The 20,071-nt window shown below is 42.1% G+C and carries 19 protein-coding genes; 2 read left to right on the top strand and 17 right to left on the bottom strand.

Going from position 1 to position 20,071, the window contains the following annotated elements; all coding sequences use genetic code 11:
- Nucleotides 1-34 precede the first annotated feature (34 nt).
- The 6 genes from WJR50_RS23780 to WJR50_RS23755 all read right to left on the bottom strand — a co-directional run bounded on the left by WJR50_RS23780 (nucleotide 35) and on the right by WJR50_RS23755 (nucleotide 5,936).
- A complete protein-coding gene (locus tag WJR50_RS23780; RefSeq protein WP_341295799.1) occupies nucleotides 35-2,020 on the bottom strand; it encodes a hypothetical protein in 1,986 nt (661 codons plus the stop codon).
- Between the two features lie 367 nt (nucleotides 2,021-2,387).
- Nucleotides 2,388-3,155: an alpha/beta fold hydrolase gene (locus tag WJR50_RS23775; RefSeq protein ID WP_341295798.1), complete on the bottom strand. Its 768-nt coding sequence runs from the start codon at nucleotides 3,153-3,155 to the stop codon at nucleotides 2,388-2,390.
- Nucleotides 3,156-3,480: 325 nt separating this feature from the next.
- Nucleotides 3,481-4,215: an energy transducer TonB gene (locus WJR50_RS23770; RefSeq protein WP_341295797.1), complete on the bottom strand. Its 735-nt coding sequence runs from the start codon at nucleotides 4,213-4,215 to the stop codon at nucleotides 3,481-3,483.
- 324 nt (nucleotides 4,216-4,539) lie between these two features.
- A complete protein-coding gene (locus tag WJR50_RS23765; RefSeq protein ID WP_341295796.1) occupies nucleotides 4,540-4,926 on the bottom strand; it encodes a type II toxin-antitoxin system VapC family toxin in 387 nt (128 codons plus the stop codon).
- Entirely contained in the window at nucleotides 4,926-5,132 is a 207-nt protein-coding gene (vapB, locus tag WJR50_RS23760; protein ID WP_341295795.1) for a type II toxin-antitoxin system VapB family antitoxin, read from the bottom strand. Before vapB ends, WJR50_RS23765 begins: the two co-directional genes overlap by 1 nt.
- A gap of 177 nt (nucleotides 5,133-5,309) precedes the next feature.
- Nucleotides 5,310-5,936 carry a DUF6624 domain-containing protein gene (locus WJR50_RS23755; protein WP_341295794.1) on the bottom strand — a complete coding sequence of 209 codons (627 nt, stop codon included), beginning with the start codon at nucleotides 5,934-5,936 and terminating at the stop codon, nucleotides 5,310-5,312.
- A 910-nt stretch (nucleotides 5,937-6,846) separates the two neighbouring features.
- On the opposite strand from WJR50_RS23755, the gene WJR50_RS23750 reads away from it, so the two are divergent.
- A complete protein-coding gene (locus WJR50_RS23750) occupies nucleotides 6,847-7,845 on the top strand; it encodes a nucleoside hydrolase (RefSeq protein ID WP_341295793.1) in 999 nt (332 codons plus the stop codon).
- 40 nt (nucleotides 7,846-7,885) lie between these two features.
- Here the strand turns inward: WJR50_RS23750 and WJR50_RS23745 are convergent, their stop codons facing one another.
- A complete protein-coding gene (locus WJR50_RS23745; RefSeq protein ID WP_341295792.1) occupies nucleotides 7,886-9,034 on the bottom strand; it encodes a redoxin domain-containing protein in 1,149 nt (382 codons plus the stop codon).
- A gap of 568 nt (nucleotides 9,035-9,602) precedes the next feature.
- Between WJR50_RS23745 and WJR50_RS23740 the strand changes: the two genes are divergently transcribed.
- Nucleotides 9,603-10,280, top strand: coding sequence for an NAD-dependent epimerase/dehydratase family protein (locus WJR50_RS23740; RefSeq protein ID WP_341295791.1), 678 nt, complete (start codon nucleotides 9,603-9,605; stop codon nucleotides 10,278-10,280).
- A gap of 36 nt (nucleotides 10,281-10,316) precedes the next feature.
- Here WJR50_RS23740 and WJR50_RS23735 read toward each other — a convergent pair whose 3' ends face one another.
- The 10 genes from WJR50_RS23735 to WJR50_RS23690 form a co-directional block, all read right to left on the bottom strand.
- Nucleotides 10,317-11,798: a DUF7133 domain-containing protein gene (locus WJR50_RS23735; RefSeq protein WP_341295790.1), complete on the bottom strand. Its 1,482-nt coding sequence runs from the start codon at nucleotides 11,796-11,798 to the stop codon at nucleotides 10,317-10,319.
- A 3-nt stretch (nucleotides 11,799-11,801) separates the two neighbouring features.
- Nucleotides 11,802-12,914: a plastocyanin/azurin family copper-binding protein gene (locus WJR50_RS23730; RefSeq protein WP_341295789.1), complete on the bottom strand. Its 1,113-nt coding sequence runs from the start codon at nucleotides 12,912-12,914 to the stop codon at nucleotides 11,802-11,804.
- Nucleotides 12,915-13,061: 147 nt separating this feature from the next.
- Nucleotides 13,062-13,526, bottom strand: a complete 465-nt coding sequence (locus tag WJR50_RS23725; protein ID WP_341295788.1) for an SRPBCC family protein — start codon at nucleotides 13,524-13,526, stop codon at nucleotides 13,062-13,064.
- Nucleotides 13,513-14,436 carry a hypothetical protein gene (locus tag WJR50_RS23720; RefSeq protein ID WP_341295787.1) on the bottom strand — a complete coding sequence of 308 codons (924 nt, stop codon included), beginning with the start codon at nucleotides 14,434-14,436 and terminating at the stop codon, nucleotides 13,513-13,515. The genes WJR50_RS23725 and WJR50_RS23720 overlap by 14 nt, the downstream gene beginning before the upstream one ends.
- 251 nt (nucleotides 14,437-14,687) lie before the next feature.
- On the bottom strand, nucleotides 14,688-15,800 hold the full coding sequence (locus WJR50_RS23715) for an LOG family protein (protein WP_341295786.1): 1,113 nt from the start codon (nucleotides 15,798-15,800) through the stop codon (nucleotides 14,688-14,690).
- A 96-nt stretch (nucleotides 15,801-15,896) separates the two neighbouring features.
- Nucleotides 15,897-16,427 carry a GNAT family N-acetyltransferase gene (locus WJR50_RS23710; RefSeq protein WP_341295785.1) on the bottom strand — a complete coding sequence of 177 codons (531 nt, stop codon included), beginning with the start codon at nucleotides 16,425-16,427 and terminating at the stop codon, nucleotides 15,897-15,899.
- Nucleotides 16,428-17,067: 640 nt separating this feature from the next.
- A complete protein-coding gene (locus tag WJR50_RS23705) occupies nucleotides 17,068-17,706 on the bottom strand; it encodes a hypothetical protein (RefSeq protein WP_341295784.1) in 639 nt (212 codons plus the stop codon).
- Between the two features lie 97 nt (nucleotides 17,707-17,803).
- A complete protein-coding gene (locus WJR50_RS23700; RefSeq protein ID WP_341295783.1) occupies nucleotides 17,804-18,037 on the bottom strand; it encodes a hypothetical protein in 234 nt (77 codons plus the stop codon).
- 49 nt (nucleotides 18,038-18,086) lie between these two features.
- Nucleotides 18,087-19,271, bottom strand: coding sequence for a hypothetical protein (locus WJR50_RS23695; protein ID WP_341295782.1), 1,185 nt, complete (start codon nucleotides 19,269-19,271; stop codon nucleotides 18,087-18,089).
- Between the two features lie 32 nt (nucleotides 19,272-19,303).
- A complete protein-coding gene (locus tag WJR50_RS23690) occupies nucleotides 19,304-19,801 on the bottom strand; it encodes a hypothetical protein (RefSeq protein ID WP_341295781.1) in 498 nt (165 codons plus the stop codon).
- Between the last annotated feature and the right edge of the window lie 270 nt (nucleotides 19,802-20,071).

Here is a 20,071-nt window from a genome sequence, read left to right as displayed (position 1 = left end):
CATTGTGTGGGACACTGAAGAGGAAGTTTCTTATCTATCGGCTTTCCAGTTTGGTTTCTTCAGGCTTTTCAGGCTCCAGCTTGGCCGCCCAAAGTCCGCTATTCCAGTCGGAGTAGAAAATATGGCCTTTGTAAGGCTGCGCTCCCCAGGTAAAGGGTGCGTTGGGAATATAGCCATCGGGATCGCCGGGAATAATCCAGGCAATCTCTCTGCCCTGCTTGTAAAGATCGCCCATCAGCTCTCCGCTGATGTCAACTACCCTTACGCCACCATTATAAAAAGCTGCATAGAGCAGCTCATTCTCTTCATCCACCCAGTAGTTGTGCGAACCGGCATTGGGCACCTCAAAACGGGCAATTTCATCAGGATTGTCCATATCACTAAAGTCAATGAAGTGCAGGAATCCAGCCGCCATATTCTCCTTGTTCACATCCAAACCGTAAGGGAAAATTTCATCTCCTCCGATCACATAAAACTTGCCGGTAGATTTACTTTTGAATGGGAATGCCGCATGATTGGCTCCGCTGGGATAGGCATAGCTTGCAAACTGCTGAGGATTCTCCGGTGAACCTCCAGCAATGCCATTCCCAACATCTACCAGTTGAATCCCATCCGACCAGTTGGAAGAATACGCGATACCATCCTGCACCCATACATCGTGGATGGAGTGTGCGGGGGTTTCCAGTTCAAACTTGCTGACAATCTTAGGTTTCTTAGGGTCTTGGATATTGATGACATAGTATTTCTGACCAGCACTCAGCGCATACACATGATCTTCGGAGATGAAAAGATTGTGTACCCCACCGGTAAGGTTCTCGGTGAAGGTAGAGATCACTTCCACTTCGCGGGGATTGGTTACATCAATGATGACGATACCATTCTTACGGTTAGAAGCACCTTCACGGCTAATGACACAGAGCGTACCATCTTCTGACACTTTCACATCGTTAACAGTACGGGCATCTACCTGTATGCTGTCAATGCGCTCAATGGCAGCAGGGTTGGTCACATCCCAGAAGTAAGCTTTGCCATCGGCACCCCAGGTTCCGGTCACCGCATAGTCACGGCCATCTACGCCTTCCCATACCCAGAAGTCGGAAGTATGCTTATCGTCTACTGAGCCCTGCCCTACCATCTCTATCTTGCGGTCTACATCACGGGGCACGATCTTGACGGTCTGGCGGGCTACGTATGGGCCGGAAGCAGCCATGATGGTGTACATACCTGCCTCATCGGCTACAAAACGCCCATCCTGCTTGATCAGGCCGGAGGCACTGCTGGATACATCATCCGCTTTGCCCTCAAAAGAGTAGGTAATGGGTGCGTCGCTAATCTCATTGCCTTTCGCATCCACTACTTTGGCGCTGAAGTGAAATACATCACCGGTACGGGCTTCCTGCATATCACTTTCCAGCTTAACTTCGCTGGCAGGAAAAGGCACCACATTTACATTGATTTTGCTTTCAATTCCTCCGGTAGTCACAGTTACTGTAGTCTTGCCGGGCTTATGCGCTTTGAGGTTGAGGTAGGGATCAGCAGAAGCTACGGCAGGATCGCTGCTACTGCTGCTTAGCTGAACTTCTTCTCTCACCATATCCATTTCATCCATCACAGTTACTTGGAGGGGAAGGATAGTTCCGGCATAGATTTCGGAAGGCACTTCTTCTATGTTGATCTCACTGATAGGCGGATAATTGACTTTCACCGGATAGTCCAAACGCAGGCGCTCTCCGTCGGCAGTGCGGGGGGTGATGATGATCAGCTGATGCTCTCCCGGCTGGTGAGCGATCACCTTTCCGGTGGTATCAACCTCTACTGCTTTGCCTTTGCGGGAGTAGAAAAAGATTTCCTGACCCGGCACTTCGTTGCCATTGGCATCTACCACTTTGGCATTGATCTGCGCAGTATTCTCTACGTCCAGTGTCAGCTCAGCAGGTTCGGCTACGAGCTTCAGGTCCTGTGCAAATAGTGCGGAGACAGAATATAATATCAGGGATAGGCTTATCCAGAATACTTTCATGCTATGTTAGGTTAGGTGAATTCCTAAAAATAGGCATAGCAAGCCGTTTTTCCATCAGTTAAGTCATAAAAGTGGGGTGCAATAGTGTTAGGGTGTTATAGTGTTAGGGTGTTAGGGTGTTATAGTGTTAGGGTGTTATAGTGTTAGGGTGTTATAGTGTTAGGGTGTTATAGTGTTAGGGTTGGATTGGGTGATCACGCTTGTGGCCTAAGAATTACCTGACTTACTACATTATGCATTATCAAGGATGAGGAGGAACGCATTGCACTTCACTAAAAGCACTCCAGAATTTGACCGCAGAAATATATTACACCTAAACCAGCGCAAGCGTCTCGCTTGTGCCCTAAGAACCACCAGACTTATTCCATTAAGCTTTCAGGAATTTCCGAATGACTGCGTTCGCAACGTCAGGGTTCTCCAATGCTACATCATGTTTTGCATTGGGAATTTCGGCCATTTCACTATTGGGTATCATGGTCTGGTTATCGCGCAGCGCTTCGGAAGATAGAAAATCATCCTCGCTGCCCCGAAGCAGCAGGCTGGGTGCCAGGATAGACTGCACTCTTTCTCCCGGATGACCGCTATCCGAGCCATCCATCCATAAACTGCGAAACATCACACACAATTGATCAAGGCGGGGATTCGGACTCAGCCTTTGATAATCTTTTACCAGCTCAGGCATATTCTTTTCCATCTGCTTAGGTTCCAGTTGCATAAACTCCTGCCAGTTGGGCCTGCCCTGCTCCACTTTTGCTCTGGAGCCGATGGTGATCAGTCGAACTACCTGTTCAGGATGGCGGGCAGCTATGCGGTAGGCAATGATGCCTCCATCGCTATGCCCCAGGATAGATACTTTGTTGAGGTTCAGATGATTGAGAAGCTTCAGCGCATCTTCCTCCATCATTTGGTAGGTAAGAGGACGTGTACCCAGTTCGGACTTACCCTGTCCCCGGCTGTCCAGGCCAATCAGGTAATAATTTTCGGCCAGACTTTGAGCCAGAGGGTTCAGCGTTGCCATATGCCTCAGCCCGCCATGCAGAAAGAGTAAGGGTAGGTTATCGGAATTGCCCTGCGTTTCATAATATAATTTGACATCATCAGTCAGTAGGTAAGCTCCGCTTTTATGATCAAACATCTCTTATTTTATATGTAAATAGAGAGGTAAGGCTTTGTTGCATAGAAATGTTTGGTCGCTTGAGGGATAAATTAAGTCTTGTAACTAGAGGATCTGCTTCGCTTAATCTTGTGTGAGGTGGAGGGAGCAAAATACTTGAGTCGGCTTCTGGTGTTAGGGTGTTATAGTGTTATGGTTAGATTGGGTTATAGCGTATTGCATATTTAGAACAAGTTATGCTTCGCTAAACTTGCGGGAGGAGGATAGGCAAGAAAGTACATTCGGAATATGTGTGGCGCTTCGCTAAACACCTACCTGAATGAATATTTTAAGAAAAGGGTAATGGTCAACGGTCATTCTTAATTGGAATAGGAATCGTCAAGATTGACCTTACGGGTTTTCCTTTTAGTTGAGCAGGCACCCATTGGCTAGATTTCATGAATTTGCTTACCTGCTCATTATAATATTCATGAACTCCTTTGACTATATGAGTATATCTTATACTACTATCCTTCTCAACGATAAATTGAATAAATACTTTGCCTTCAACTAAACTTGCCTGATACTTTATACTGTTTTCAATAGATGCATAAAATGTAGCATAATCAGGGATTGGGTGCGGTTGCTTCTCGTATGACTCATACAATTTATCATTATGTAGTTCCTGCATCATTTGTAATGCACCATACAGCCTCACGCCCTTATCATATATTTGTTCAGCCCGTTGATTAAATTTCTGTTGCTCTTTTGAGTCAGCCTGTTCCGCTAGTTTCTGATAACTAATGTTCCCCATGTAGCAAACTTTATAATCAATTGGCTCAGGTGTTACTAAGCCGAAGGGTGCAATAGGCTCGCTGATACCAAATTCAAAGTCAGGTATTTCGTTAGCCACTGTATCGGGAAATACATTATCCAGAGAATCATAGTATAGTGCAGCTTTACGGTAGTTAGCCTGTTCAAAAAAAATACGTTGTTGCCTACACCATTCGGCAATGATGGCTGTAGAATCAGATGGAACAGCAGATACATTGAAGGCAGTGAAAACCTGTAGGAGTAAAAATGTTGGTATAATGAATCTCATATCATTTTCTTTAACCAAATCTATTGCTTCACTTAATCGTGTGGCTGACGGGAACAATATATTTTAGTCTGATCTCTGATTTTGTAAATGCAGTTTGTAGAAGATGTGTAAGTTATCAAACTTACGGCATGTTTACCACATTTATGCTCCGCTAAACTTGCGGGAGGGGGGCAAGATTTATGCTTCGCTGAAGGCCAATGCCAATCTCAGGCCGGGATTGTTTGCCTAATTAGTATTGAGTTTCAATATCACTACTTAGTGCAACAATTATACCAGTTCATTTTGCTAGGATTCCGGATGTGTTTTGTTCAGCGCTAGCTTTCATCACTTCCAAATCAGATTAATGTTATAATCTTTGAACTCATCATCCTTTGAAATCAATGTTAATCCTTCGCTTTTAGCCTGAGCTATGATTAATCTATCAAATGGATCACGATGATGAAAATTTAAGGATGAGTTCGTCAGGATATGTGTAGGTGTAATGGGCAATATGGTCAATCCACTTTGATCAATCAGCTCAAATATTCTTTTTAAGTCAGCTTTTAAGTCTAATTTGCCTAGTGAGTATTTGATTCCCATCTCCCAAAGCGATGCGATGCTCACAAAACAAGTGTTTGTAGCATCTTCAATTAGTTTTTTTACATTTATGGGCAACTGATCATCTTCTGTGATAAACCAGATGACTGCGTGGGTATCCACTAATAGATTCATTACATATATTCTTTAAAATCTTCCAAAGGATCATCAAACCCTTCCTTCATTTGGATAAGTCCTTTCGCTAATCCTGCTTTTCTTTGAGTTTTTGACTTCTCAACAGCAATTGTTTTTGATCTTAAGAATTCAACGAAATCACCAACCTCTTTTTTCTGGTCATCGGGTAGGCTTGCCAGTTTGATGTATATATCTATGTCAGTCATAAAGCTAAGATAATCATTTCAATTCAATTCCGCTCGTGGCTAACGCCAAGGCTAGCCATCTTACCGGGCCTTGTTTGCGCTTTTCATTTAAATTGTAATTTTCTGTCGTTGGAGCGATGAACGATTACGCTCTATTTTCGGACCGGTTGTGGATAGCTGATGTTCTCAGCCGGCTTTTCAATTCCATCTACTTAAGCCAAATGAAATTAAATATTCTTCAAGTGGTATTAAACCATTCCACATTCTAACCGAATCTATTTTTACGGTATCTTTAATTGGGTGCAAATAAAATTCTCGTTTGTTCTCACCAATTAAACTATCAAGAAATTCTCTACTACGTATTTGCGTACCATAAATTTGAGGTTCTCCCTTATACATTAAACACCTATCATGATACATAGCAGCAGAACCTTTATCGAGTTCATTACTTTCTGCTGCTTCTAATATTAGGTCAAGATATTTTAGCTGAATTTCTTCGGATGAGTGCTGCAAAACAAAGAATGCTACCTTGCCAGTAGAATGTCCTAACAATGAATTACCTGGATATTTACCTAATTTTTTAATTAGGCTTTCCACATAAATTACATTCATTGAATCAATCAAATGTTGTTTTACAAATACTTCTTGAAACTCACTTGATTCGAGGCCAAACTCTAAATATAAAGAATTTAATTCATTCCTATGTTTTTGGTCTAATACCATTATACTATCTAATTCAAACTTTATTTTTTGAATATTAACCTTTGGTTCATTCTGACAACTTAATATTAGAATAGAGATTAAAATTGGAAGTGATTTTTTCATTCAGGTTGCGTTTTGCTTGTTTTTTTGATTGCTGAGAACATCTGTATAATGTGCACAATGCACTTTATCTACATTGCATCTTTAGTACCAATCTAATAGATTTTAGATCTTTTTTAAACTGTATAGCCTCCCTCCCGCAAGTTTAGCGAAGCATAACTTGTGGATGATATATACGCATCAAGCTTTCAGCTTGATGGTTAAGCTATAAATAGCATAAGCCATGCGGCAAGTTGATTTCAACACATGTGAGCCTACTGGGTAATGAGGGAGGCGCTACATGGTAGCTCAAGAGGCTCCCATTGATTACATATATAGTCACGCTATCTCTTTTCCTAGACTTCAACCCATAGAAAAGGGCTTTGCTGTAGCTTTTTTGCTGTGCCAACTCACAGATAAGCGCTGATTTGTGGTTCGTTTCGTCGTACAGAACATAGATAAGAGCTTATCCATTGTTTGTTTGGCAGTTCAACTCATAGATAATGGCTTATCTATAGTTTATTTGACCGTTCAACTTATATATCAACGGTTATCTATACTTTATTTCATCTGACAACTCATAGATAAACGGTGATATGCTATTTATTTCATGCTTCATGTAATAGATAAACGTTCATCTGTATGTTTTCCCCGCGCACATGTAATAGATCACCATTCATCTGTCATTTTTCTGCTCGCTCATGTAATATATCACTGTTGATCTGTCAATGGGCCAATGCGATGAAGCGTGTTTTAATCGCTTTTGCCTTTAATGTAAGATAGTCAAGGCAGCAATGCGCAATGTTATGTATTTCATGAAGGGCGAATTTAAGGCAAAAAAAGCTATACAGGATGCCATAGGATTAGCGGATAATTTCTTTATTTTGAATACGCATTAATAATTCTACCATACTACACAACCTATACTATACTTATGAAGGCACAATTCACTACTGTACTGATTTCCATTGCTTTACTGTTTCATTATTCATTTTCCTCAGCACAATCGTATCCCCAACTCTCTGATCAGATCCGTCTGGAACGCCTGCAGGCACCGGAGGGAAAGATCCGGATGGTGCTGGATACTGATACCTATAATGAGATTGATGATCAGTTTGCGGTCGTCTATGCTTTACTCTCACCCGACAAGCTTGATGTAGAAGCGATTTATGCCGCGCCCTATCTCAACAATCGTTCCACCAGTCCGGCCGATGGTATGGAGAAAAGTTATGAGGAGATACTGCGCCTGCTGGATAAACTGGGTAAGTCTCCCGATAATTTTGTGTACAAAGGCTCCGATGCTTTTCTACAAAGCGTAGACCAACCTATCCAAAGTGATGCCGCCAAAGATCTGGTAGAAAGAGCGATGGCTTCCAGCGAACCGCTATACGTGCTGGCAGTAGGTGCGCCTACCAATGTAGCCTCAGCCATTCTGATGGAACCGGAGATCATTAACAAGATTGTAGTGGTCTGGCTGGGAGGCAAAGGATTGCAGTGGCGCAGGGCCAGCGAGTTTAATCTGCAACAGGATATGATTTCTTCGCAGGTAATTTTTGATTCCGGTGTTCCGCTGATACAGTTACCTACGCAGCCGGTTACTTCACACCTGCTCACTACTGTACCGGAGATTGAAAAGCATCTGCTGGGGCAGGGAGCCATCGGTGATTATCTGGTAGAGATATTTAAGGACTATCATGAAGAGCATTATGCCTGGTCAAAGGTGATCTGGGATATTTCGGCAGTCGCTTATGTGATCAATTCCAACTGGTTTGAAACTGAACTCCTGCATACCCCCATACTCACCGATCAGCAGACCTACAGCTTTGACAATACGCGACCTTTGTATAGAGTAGCAACCTACTTACATCGTGACCCCATCTTTGGGGATATGTTCCGAAAGGTAGAGGCATATCAAAAGCAAAGCGGTAAGTAGATACTCTGCGAAACCCTTTAGCGTCTTCGGCAGAGCGCCATTATCTGATATTCTCTGCCAGAAATTGCTCCAGTTCTACAGGCCGCAGGTCTTTGGCAATGATTTTTCCTTCACTGTCCAGCAGATAGTTTGTGGGAAACCTATTGATGGCTAAAGCCGCGGACTCTTTGCCATCTTTGTCCCAGTACTGCGGCCATACCAATTCAAATCTTTCAATGGCTTTCATCCACATGTCCTGGTACCTGATGCGGTCGGTAGAGATGCCTACGATTTCAAAACCCTGCTCGCGATACTTCTCATAGGTTTCCCGCAGGTGTGGAAACTGTGCAATACAGGGGCTGCAGTTGCTATACCAGAAGTCTACAAAAGTGTACTGATTTTTGGTGAAATCTGTATAGCTGATGAGGTACTCCTGCAAGTCGGTATCCACTGTCTCCATAGTGGGGAAGGGTTTTCCCTGCGCAAGCTTGGCTGCTACCTGTAGCTTCTCGCCCAGCACTTTTCCCGTATAGGTATTTTTTAGCGCATCCGAAAAGTGCGCATAAGCTGAGACATAAATATCTTCATATCCTACAAAACCGAAAAGCTCCACCAGTTTCCACAGTGCCAGATAGGAATCAGGATGATCAGCTACATATTGCATCAGCAGGCTGTCACTTTGGGCATATATACTTTTGTATTCCTTTTCAAGTTCAAGCGCAACCTCATCAGGTATATCATCCTGATATTTTTGCCGCAGGCTGGCCCGCCTTTCGTCATATCGGTTTCTTCTTTGGGTTATCGTTTCAAAGGCTTTCAAATAATCATTTTGATATTCTCGCATTGCCTGGTTAGTTACTTCTGGCACTTCTCTATTCGCCTCAAGATTGATAGTAATGGATTGTTGTCCGGGTTCTACGACAAAGAGCCGGGAAGCATAGCTATTTTCATATTGCAGGGTAAAGCCCATGGGATAAGGCATACTTCCACTGAAGTGAACCTTATTATTTTCGACTCTGGCCTGAACCTTTTCAACATCCTCAGGGTAGAAGTCTGTATCATATAAAGGCATTAATACTAGCGTACCCGTATCAGCATTAATACTACCTTCTATTGCAAAGGAATTAAGCTTACTCTCCTGGGCATAGAGGATTGAACTGGGTATCCATAAAAGTAAAAAAGCAGCTATTGGAAAGATTGAGCGTATCATACCTGAAGTTCTGTTAAGTTGTAATGGATAAGAGAACTACGTGTAAAACCTTAGTATTATTTTGTAAGGTATAGGTTTTTAAGTTGAACACTGTCAAAACCTAAAAATAAATAAGTGTTTATACTTTGATTAATATCAATTGAAAGGCAGTAAAATCATCATTTAACCTTGAAAGACTCAAAAGGATGATCATGAATTTATTTCATTCAATTCACTCTCATGAAATGGATTTAGATGCAATTTAAGAGAGACAAATTATTACTATACAAAAACGATTAACTCCTTAATAGCCTAAAAAATATTGCAATAGTTTAATTTACTAAACTACATTACATTTACTGTCTTGTGAGTGTATTCTTACGTAAAATGGAGAGCAAGTGCATTAATAAGTCACATGAGTCTCTCTAATATCATAATCATCGGATGGTTAATTTTTTTTATGATCATCCTTGTGATCATTCTTCTTGGTAAGTTCAAGAAGAGAAAGTTGAAAAAAATGATAAAGCAAAAAAAGCGTATCTTAGGCAGGAGGAAGCATGCATAATCCCTCTCTCTAATCACTGGTTTTATGGATTACCCTGATCAGCATCATCTAAAAGTTATCATCACTGGCGCTACCGGCATGGTTGGCGAAGGTGTGCTGATTGAATGTTTACAGCATGAAGCTGTAGAAGAAGTATTGGTGATCAACAGAAAAAGCTGTGGAGTAAGTCATTCCAAACTCAAAGAAATTATTCATACTGACTTTTTTGACCTTTCTCCTATTAAAGATCAGCTTACTGGCTACCATGCCTGCTTTTTTTGTCTGGGCGTTTCCTCAGTTGGCAAAAAAGAAGCTGATTATTATCATCTCACCTACGAGCTTACTATGCATGCTGCAAAGATACTTTCAAAGCATAATCCAGAGATGACATTCTGCTATATATCAGGGGCGGGTACTGACAGTACAGAGCAGGGAAAGATTATGTGGGCCAGGGTAAAAGGGAAAACAGAAAACGACCTGATGAAACTGCCTTTCAAAGCAGTATATAACTTTCGCCCGGGATTTCTGGAACCTACTAAGGGTATGAAAAATATCAAATACTATAAGTACATCAACTGGCTCACGCCTATCTTAAGAAAAATCGCTCCCAAATACATTTGCTCACTCAAGGAGCTTGGCCAAGCCATGATTCATGCTACCCAAAAGGGCTACGAAAAACACATTCTGGAAGTGCGGGATATCGTAGCTCTTGCCAGAAGGTAATCTTTAAAAAAAACCGCAGCTACTTTTCCTGCACTATCAGTCAGGCAGATTGTTGAGCGTATAAAACATACGTTTATTGATTAAGGGAACGCCCTGGTCACAGGCGAGGCTATTAATCTCAAGGTCATACACATAGCCGGCCACCATTTCCTCCAGTACCAGAGATACTTTCTTATTGTCTTCTGAAATCATCACATGATCTACCTTGACTGCCTGTTCATCGGTCCGAGGTGAGCCATAGTCCGCATGATATTGATAGTAGTAGCGATTGATGCGATAATTATTGCGATCAGAAGCCAGCTTAAGATTTACCGGACGTGTAAAAGTAAGGTCAAACCCATTGGACGTTACATTCATACGTAGCACATCCATAGGCGTACCCCCATTGTAGCGTATACGTTGAATACCCTTATCTCCTACCCAGGCATAGGCAGTCTTACCAACCCATAAGCTTCCGTCAGGACCAAACTCCATACGATGGTTACCCAGAGTGAGTCCGCTGGAATCCATAAAACTTATACATGCTCCCTGTAATTCTCCCTGTACTTCTTCCAGCATCACCCGCATGATACGGGGATAATCCATTTCACTCACCAGTAGCTGTCCACCGAAGGGACCAAAGTCTATACTATCAGGAATCACCAAAGGCTGTGTGGGAGAGTCCGCCATGATATTGTGAGGAAAGAGTACGGCCGCTTTGGTACGCATGCTGTCAAATGTACTTACAGAAATAGTACTCAAATCTTTTTCCCAGCCTTCTTTCCATACCAGGCTGGCAATATGGCCGTAATACTTATCCTGCTCCACATGATAGAGTTTACTGGTACCCAGCCAGTCCCCCTGATTATCTGTGACAAAGAGGTTCCCTTCCTGGTCAAAGCCGATACCATCAGGCGAGCGGAGACCGGAGGCCAGGGGTTCAAGCTTTCCTTCTTTCGTGAGCTTCATCAGCCAGCCACGGTAAGGTACTGGTGAATACATCCCTTTCTCGGTATGTCCCAATGGATTGTAAGCCCCCCTAGTCTCATCCCACACTCCCGCATTATTAGAGGCAGTATTCAAACCAATGATGTAGTTTCCTTTTCCGTCGGGTATAGGTCCGTAAGCAAATTCATGGTAGTTGCCAGAGATACCGAAATCATCTGTTTCAGTAAGATATTCCTCTGCCTCTCCATCACCATTAGTATCTCTCAGGCGGGTGAGTTCTGGCCGCTGCATCACCAGCATTTCGTGATTGTTTAGAGCATGCAAACCCAAAGGATCGTGTAAGCCGTAGGCAAACAGCTTCCAGCTGGCTGAATCTGGATCATAGAGCATCACTTCTCCCCTATGGAAAGCTACTGCCAGTCGTCCGTCGGGCAGAAAATCCATACCACCTACCTCGGGCATCAGCCCTTTGGGTAGCGGAATATCTTCAATCGTATAAAAATCACTCAGCCGTTCTTCTTCTTCTTCATTTTCACAGGAGAAAGACAGGATGCCAAATACCACAATGAATAAATAAAATCTCGCGTACATAGATCAGATCTCAGGTTTCTTTTCGGTGATCGTAATGGTAAACTCACTCGCTTCTTCCGGGCTCAGCTTAAGGAAATTTCCCTCCCACTTCCCTTTGTTAACATAAATCTCAACACCCTGCTGAGTAGGCCTGGCAAACCATACAGGTTCTTTCAGGTTTTTGAATTGCATCTCTCGCTTCATACCTGGCTTCTCCAGGGTAGGTGTAATTCTCTCACTCACCTCTACATCATCCAGCATATAGTTAAAGGTAGGATACTTATTGTCCATGCGGTAGCCCAGAAATTTATGCGTAGGAATATGATCTTTGCTTCCTAGCCGAAAAGGCGCCTTATTTTCTTCCCGGTAAAAAACTGTACCCACAATATCAGCCCGTTCTTTTCCCTTGCCACTCCAGGCTCTGGTCATATCCACAAAGCCACCTTTCCATAGGTAGCGGAAGCGGCAGGTTCCGGCATCCCAGCAGTAGCTCAACTGATTGGTCATGCCCACCGCTATGCTGGCCGGTCCGGTATCGGGCAGAAAGGCTCGGTACATAGTAGGAAAACTACGGGGATAAGGATGTATGGCTTCACTAATTGCTTTACCTGCATTCTGCCCTCTTCTCTGGGGAGGAATGTTTTCGTCATTAGCCAGAGGGGGCATCATATTATTGGTTACGTAAATCGCTCCGTACATCACTGCTCCGTGTCCCGGATAGGTACAGACGTAAGGGTAAACGCCTTCCTGATCAGGTGCTGTAAAAGTAAAGCTGTACCGCTCCTCTGGATTAAGGACAGGGGCAGAAGCCAGTATCCATTCTGAATCAGGAATGAAATTTTTGCTTTGTGCCTCACTTACCAACTTAAGGGCCATATCCACAATTTCCTCTCTCCTGCCCGGCTCAGTAACGACCATATTGTGCGCCATTTCGTCGGTGTTGATCAGCGTAATTTTTATGGTCTCACCGGGAGACATCTTGAAGCGAACGGTATCATATTGTAAGCCTGAGATCGCTTTGATGATCATTTCCCGGCTTGTCTGTTTTGACTCCTGCTGAAGAAAGAAGGAAGAAAAAACAGCTGTGCTACCCAGCAATACTATTGAAAGAAAAATATAAGTCTTAATCAAGCGCATGGTATAGGTTGTTCTTTGATAAATAAGGCAATTCTACTTATCAATATTTCTCATTCCTCAACGTGATAATATATAAAATAATGCTCACTTTGCTTGAATAGCCTGACCAATTTTGGTGCATCCAAAAATAGTGAACTAGAAATAACTTCAATGCTGTGCAGCATATTTCAAAAATAAAGCAAGGATATAATCCCAGCCTCTCTCAGAGTCCATGGCCTGCCTGTATTCCTCAGCATCTTCCCCGTGTTTTTCAAAATTCCGGTGTTCAAAGAGGAGCCTTGTACTATCGGACTGCACCTCTTCAAATTTAATGCTTACTTCACTGGATTTGGAAGGATCGGGTTCGGGGACGCGCTGAGGGCTGATCTGCCATTTGAAAACGATAAGCTGAGGAACATCAATTTCTATCACTCTCCCCCAGTCAGCACGAAAACCATGGGGACCTATTTCGGTACAAAGTCCGTCTTTACGAGCCTCAATGCTTATGCTCTCCAGTTTATCCTGTGACCAGCTATACTCCCGGGGCCACCATTCTCCCAACTCTTTTATGAATTTATGAAAAGCCTCATGAGCAGAAAGTCCCACTAGAAAGGTCCTTTTAATAGATTTCATGGTTCAAAAATTTGTGTACCAGTTCCAGTCCGCACCCACTGATGAAGAGCCGATGTTTTTTGTTGGAAAGCAGCTTTTGTGTCCAGTCTACCAGGCCTCCATCGGCCAGGTCAATTTCCATTTTTTGCTGCTTAAGATAAATTTTAAATTGTATCAGTTGATAATAGTCACCCCCTCCTTTTTCATAAATAAGCTGAGGAGTGAAGGGTAAAGAATGAAGCTGATCATTCAAAAAGTCATGAAAGGGATGCTGTTGATTTTTCAGAAAAAACTTAACAAGTAAGCTCTCCTGCCCGAACTTTTCTGCCAACTTTGTGTAGTGAAACTTCAAATGATCAGTCAACTGCTTGAGCTCAAAGCTAAAGCTGCCTGTATCGTATCCTCCACTTACCATACAGAAAACCCCAAAATGCGCACTAAAGGCAGGGTTATTAAAAGACTGACCTCTTACCTGCCGATGCGTAACAGCATATTTCAAAACATCTCTTTTGTCAGAAGTACTTTTCTGCTCCTTAGCAACTTGTAAGGCCAATACATTGGTTGCATCGGATACCGCTTCTGTGCCACGAGAAGCACTTACCACATTGTTCTGATTTACCTCTCCTATTACTGAGCAAGTTCCTAAAGGAGCAAGCGGAGACAAGGTCTGCAATACAAACCCTTGTTGTTCAGCATTGCTTAACCATTCAATTTCTAATTTTTTGTATGCCAGAGGATTGACATCTGAAATCTTGACAAAGCGATTTTTCTTAAATTGCCTGAGCAGGTGAGCAGGGCTTACTTTTGCAGTCCTCTGCTGAAACAGATGCAACAAATAAGAGTTGAGCTCCGATCCGGTAAACCCATCTTCAAGTACTTTTAGCGATGCCAATTGCTCACCTTTTTTTTGAAGTTGTTTTGGAATTTTCATGGGGGAAGAGCTGTGCTGATTGATAAAAAAAATGATTTGAATAAAATTATTTGCGATTAAGATAGGGCATAAAGATATTTTTGACAATTAGCTTTAGGAATAATACCTAATAAAAACAATTGCTTTTCACTTAGGTAAAATAAACCATATTGTAGCTTGTGTACTATTTTCCAATGTAAGCATTTCTCATAGAGATATTAATGGTAAAAACTAAGAATAGCCTGCAGATCATTCTTGAGTATAGATTCACTTTAACGTGTATTAAATTCCTTCAGTACTTTAATGACTTCTTTTCGGTCTGAACAAATAGCGAGTATCATATGCTGATATTTTCCCTCATCCGACATCTTTTTGAGCAGAGGATAGATAGGACGTTCTTCTGTCCAATACTGCTGATTCAGGAAAATCATGGGGCTGGCATATCCAAAGCTGAGGTAGTGGTTTTGGGTAGCATCCTGAAATATCTCCTGAATCGTGCCGGCACTACCAGGTGCGAATATTACCCCTCCCTTTGCAATGGTAAGCAGGCCGTCTTCCCGTACACTATTGGCAAAATATTTAGCGATTCGGCTAGCAAAAGGTGTGGCAGGCTCATGGCCATAGTGCCAGGTAGGAATGCCAATACTCTCGTACCTTGAACGTGGATAGGTATGTAGCACTTCAAAGGCAGTGTCCAGCCAAAGCTTATCCTGATAAGAAGGTGCCTTAGACATGATCTTAATAGAGGCGTCTATAGTTCCTAACGATCTACCTGCCAGCCAGGCGCCCAAATGAGTAGCTTCCATAGCACCCGGCCCTCCTCCGGACAACATCAGGTACCCCATTTCTGTAAGTTGTTTACTAAGTCTGGCAATTACAAAGTAATCTTCACTGTTTCTGCTCAATCCATGTCCACCCATGATCGCAATGACTTTTTTCTCATCTACCGTTTTCAAAAAATCATTCAGGACATCGGTAACGGAATGATCATGCAGTCTGCGAGCCAGCGTTTCTCCAATATCATGCGCTTCTTTACCTTTAGACATATAATGAGTATATACCCTGTGATCAAATGTTTCTTCATAAGAATCAGGCCTGCCGAGTTCGTAGCCTTCATAGAGCATTTCCCTGGTATATAGCTTATTGATGTAGGAATTATAGGGAACATTCAGATGAGGGAATATGAGGTTACTTTCTGGTAAATATTTGAGTATACCTTCTGGAATATGGCAGCCCAGAAAAATGCAGTTGACAAAATTAACATGATGCAACAAATCTTGTACTTCGCTAAAGTCCAGACTCTGAAATGCAAACTGCTTGAGGACTGAAGTTTTGCGCAATAGTTGCCTGAAAGCAGCAATAGTTTCTACCTCCTGATAGTTCATGAAACGGATGCTGTAATGTGGTTCGGAATATTCAATATAGTGCTTACGTGTGCTGTTTAAATAAAGCTTGATGAAAGAAAGCTATAGAAGGCAAACTTAGGCAGAATCATGATTGTTTGAAGGATTTTTCTCTGACAGTAGCAGATGATAATATTCGGCAGGATTATTATTTTCAGTCCCAGTCTCTAAAAAACTAAAAGCTTGTTTAGCCAGCACCTTTTGAGAAGCTATATTATCAGGGTCAACGACGGCAATTAATTCTCTCAAGTGTAGTACTACTTTGGCATACTCTACCAGCGTACTCAATATTTCTGAAGCATAGCCCTTACCCCAGAATTCGGGCAACATGCCATAACCTATCTCTGCCTTGAGCTCATCCATATACACCAGTTTGGCGATACCTACGAAGGTTAGGTTATCTTTATTTTTTACACTAAACAGACCAACTTCGTGATATTTTTCATTGGTTTCCATGGCTTTGGCAAACCTTACTTTAGTCTCCTCAAGCTTCAATGCTCTACCTGTGATGTATTTCATCACCTCCTCATTCATATACCAGCTTGCATAAGCAGGAAACTCAGCGTGGGTAAACTTTTTGTAAATGAGCCTTTCGGATGCTAATCGCATACTCAATTGATATCTTAAAATGCTTTGCTACCTATGAAGCAGCAAGCTTACTGGAATTAAAACTTCTGACAGTCTAATGAAAAATTTTGTTTTGAAGTCAATTAAGAGAGCATTAAGCTAAAAAAATTTTAAGATTATATTTTTAATAAAAGCTGTTTAAACCAAAATAAAGGACATTTATAATTAACCATTACAACAAATTAACTTTTTTGTAAAAAAATTTTTATTAAATGAACTTAATCACTACGTTTGTTGTAAAGATACTGATGATACGTTATCAATTTTATAATGTAGGGTGATGAAATTGGCAGACATGCCCTCCCGTCTCGGGGGTGGAGACAACGGTACAAATGCTGATAAAGCGCTAACCGCTCCGTGGAGGTTCGACTCCTTCCCCTACAGCAAAATGAAAGGCAAGCCCAAAAAAGCTTGCCTTTTTTTAAGTTGTTAAAAGTTCACATCCCCAAAGCATGCTAAACGCTATGCTTATGCTCTTACTTTTTTTTAGAAATAAATGCTCCTCATGCTTGCTACCAAAGAGTACTGACCATTCTGTCAATGCCTAATTGATAGATTGATAGTTTGCGTTCAGCATCCTTTATAATAAGTTTAGGAAAGGATAAGAAACCATTAACCGATACTATGATGCTCTTACGGCTCCATGAGTAGCTCCCTTGGGCGCTAACTTTTCCATTTCCTTCTGATCAAATTCCCCTTCCATCGTCAGATAATAGTCACAGGTATCTGTGGGGAAACCTGTTTGCACCAGGTGAATGGTAAGCGCTTTTTCTGCCATGTCGGTGAAGACAAACTTTACGGAATCTCCCTGGCTATCTTTACCCTTGTCGATGGACTTCCTCTTTTCATTGAAATGAGCACCATTGGCATATTTGGCACAGGCGGCAATGTCAGCACCAGCTTTTCCTCCGGTTTTCTTAATGGTAATTGTTACCTTATCAAACAGAGAAGGTGCTACGGCAAAGGTTCTTTCGGTCAGCAGGTCACCCGTTACTTTTTTGGTAGGGATAATGAGGTATCTCGGACCTATTTTACCCTTACCCTGCCCTACGGCTACGCCATAAGATTTCAACAACTTGGTTTCCAGATCAATGGCCTGATCAATGAGTTTGTCCAGTTCTTTCTCCGATCCGGGTTTTCCGGGAATGATGGTGTCAACAAAAATTTTGGCAGCAGTTTTCCTGAGTTCCTGGTAGTCATCAATAAAACCACCAATTACGTTGATAAATTGTGAAACGAGACTTTGACAACTAGCTTTCATGGTTGTAAAATTTTAGGATTGTACATATATAGCACTGATAAAAACATCAGCTTCTTAAGGGATAAGAAAAAAGGCTGGCGGAGTGTGAGGTGGCTCATTACTGAGCCTGAGTCTCACAGTTTTCTCCACTATAGCCTGCCGGACAGATACATCGGCATCCACCCAGTTCCACATCTCTGATGGCAGTACCACCATTCTGACATTCCAACTGCTCACAAGGATTATCATCCTTCATATCATCTTCATCATCATCTTTGTCACAGGCAGGAAGAATGAGCATTCCGGCACATAGCGCAAGGGCCTTTAAAAGGTTGCTTTTTCTAGTTTTCATGGTAATTTTTTAAAATTTGAATATTTATAATCAGAAATTTGAGGGCTGTTTAATCCCACCCTTCCAATGACAATTGAGTGTTAAGAGGTACTCCGTTGGAAGGTCTTTTGTAATAGAACCACCATTTTGCTCCTTCACTACCGAAACTAATAGCCATGTTATGGGAGGAGTATATTATTTCTCCACCATAAATATTTTTTCCATATACAGGTGGATCTGTCGGATTGTAGGTAAAGTTGATAGAAGTAGCTCCAGGGGTGAAATCATGGGTACCTGTATTAACAAATTTTGAAATATCAAAATCATAGGTAGGATCGTTGTTGCAGAAATCGGAAAGCGAAGGGCGGTAATTGGTTTGGGTGCTCAAACTGGCCTGCCGGAAAGTACCATCATCGTAGAGATATAAAATATCGTAAGCCCACATAAAAAAGTGAGACACATCAATACTTCTCCAAACAAGATTAGGGGTACCATCCGAGTATTTACTGAAACAATAAGGATCATTAGCCACGGTGGTGCTGGTACCGTCATCGTTGCAGCACCCTCCTGTCTGGTAAGTGCTGATTTTTTTGAGCCCCTTTGCCGTTACATTAATACCTCTTCCTCTGGGATTAGCAGGATCTTCCTGTAGGGTAACCTTCCATTCCCAATGCACGAGGTCAAGGGAAAAGCTGGTAGGGACGGTGATGGATTCTGCATCTTCCCCAGGTTTTTCAATTTCCACTTGTCTGATAAACTCATCTAAGGGTATCCCGTCCTTATGCGGTAGTAAGATCAGTGGAAAACCTTCCCAGTCAAATCCCTCTGTTTCATCCAGGCTGAGATATATCACATCAGTAGAGTCCTGCGCTTCGGCTTCTACCACCGAAACATCATAGTAAAAGGAACTGTTTTCTACGGCAATGAAAAAACCACTGATATCATACAATCCGTTATGCCTCACGACCAGGCGTTCGCCTACTGGAAAACCAATGGGCATAAAAATGGTATCTTTTACACTAATTTTGAGCTGACCAGCCGGGGCGGCGGGAAGATTTCCGGAAACTTTCCATGCACCTTCAAAGCTGAAAAGTTCCAAAGCTTGATCAGGGTCAAAGACAGCCGGAAGTTTAGGATCATTGTCCTGATCGTCATCATCGCCTGTGATCAGATCAGATTCACAGGCGGCTATCCAAACCATACCATTAAGCAGAATCAGGCTGAGCAGGCTTAAGGATTTACATACAGATTTCATGACTATGTAGTTAGACGCTCTCCTTAATTTGATTAGCAATTGCTAGTACAAATGTGTGTTTGATTCACAGCACAATCACCCACTCCTACACAGGCATAACCACCGTGATCATCAGCCTGTACAAAATCTAAGGATAGGCCAAAGCCTTCCCAAAAAATTTCATAGTCCCGCTTAGAGAGGCTTTTTTCAATAATGTCATATTGTGCTGAGGAAAGCCCCCCATTTTTAAACTTCAACTCTTTGGTAAACTTTTGAATTACCCGCTTATTGAGTTTGGCATAGACAGTCCCTTCTTGTTGTGTCCTTTTCAAAAAATCGTCAACAGACCTGATGATTTCTGCATCTGGGTTGCTTATTAATTCAAAGAATTCCTCTGTGGTATTAGCAGGTTTCCATGTATGGTCTACCTCAACTGAATGGATAATCGTTTTATCAGATAAGTCTGTAGTTGGAAGTGTCCTTTCTACATTGTTGTGAATCACAAGTGTGATGGTTTCTAAACAGACAAAAATTAAGAGTAGTGTTTTCATGATCTTTATCATTTAAGGGTTTAATGTAGATAAAGGTATTAGTCATTTATTTAGAAAATAAGCACCATTGTGCAACTGGCGGGTAGTGGTGTACTATTGGTTGTTTTTCAATTACAGGTGGTAAATATGAAAGTACTTTAGCCGTTCACCTACCTTTGGTGTACTTTGCAGCCCTGCGAAGAGCATACTCAGCTGCTTCTCTATAACTCTGTAAGTCTGCGCAGAGGATGGTAAGTTGCTTCCCAAATAGTAAGTTAGCCCGCAATGTGT

The sequence above is a fragment of the Catalinimonas locisalis genome, from assembly GCF_038039535.1.
Lineage (GTDB): Bacteria > Bacteroidota > Bacteroidia > Cytophagales > Cyclobacteriaceae > Catalinimonas.
Note: the sequence above shows the minus strand (reverse complement) of the source record. Positions and strands in the feature narration are given on the sequence as shown.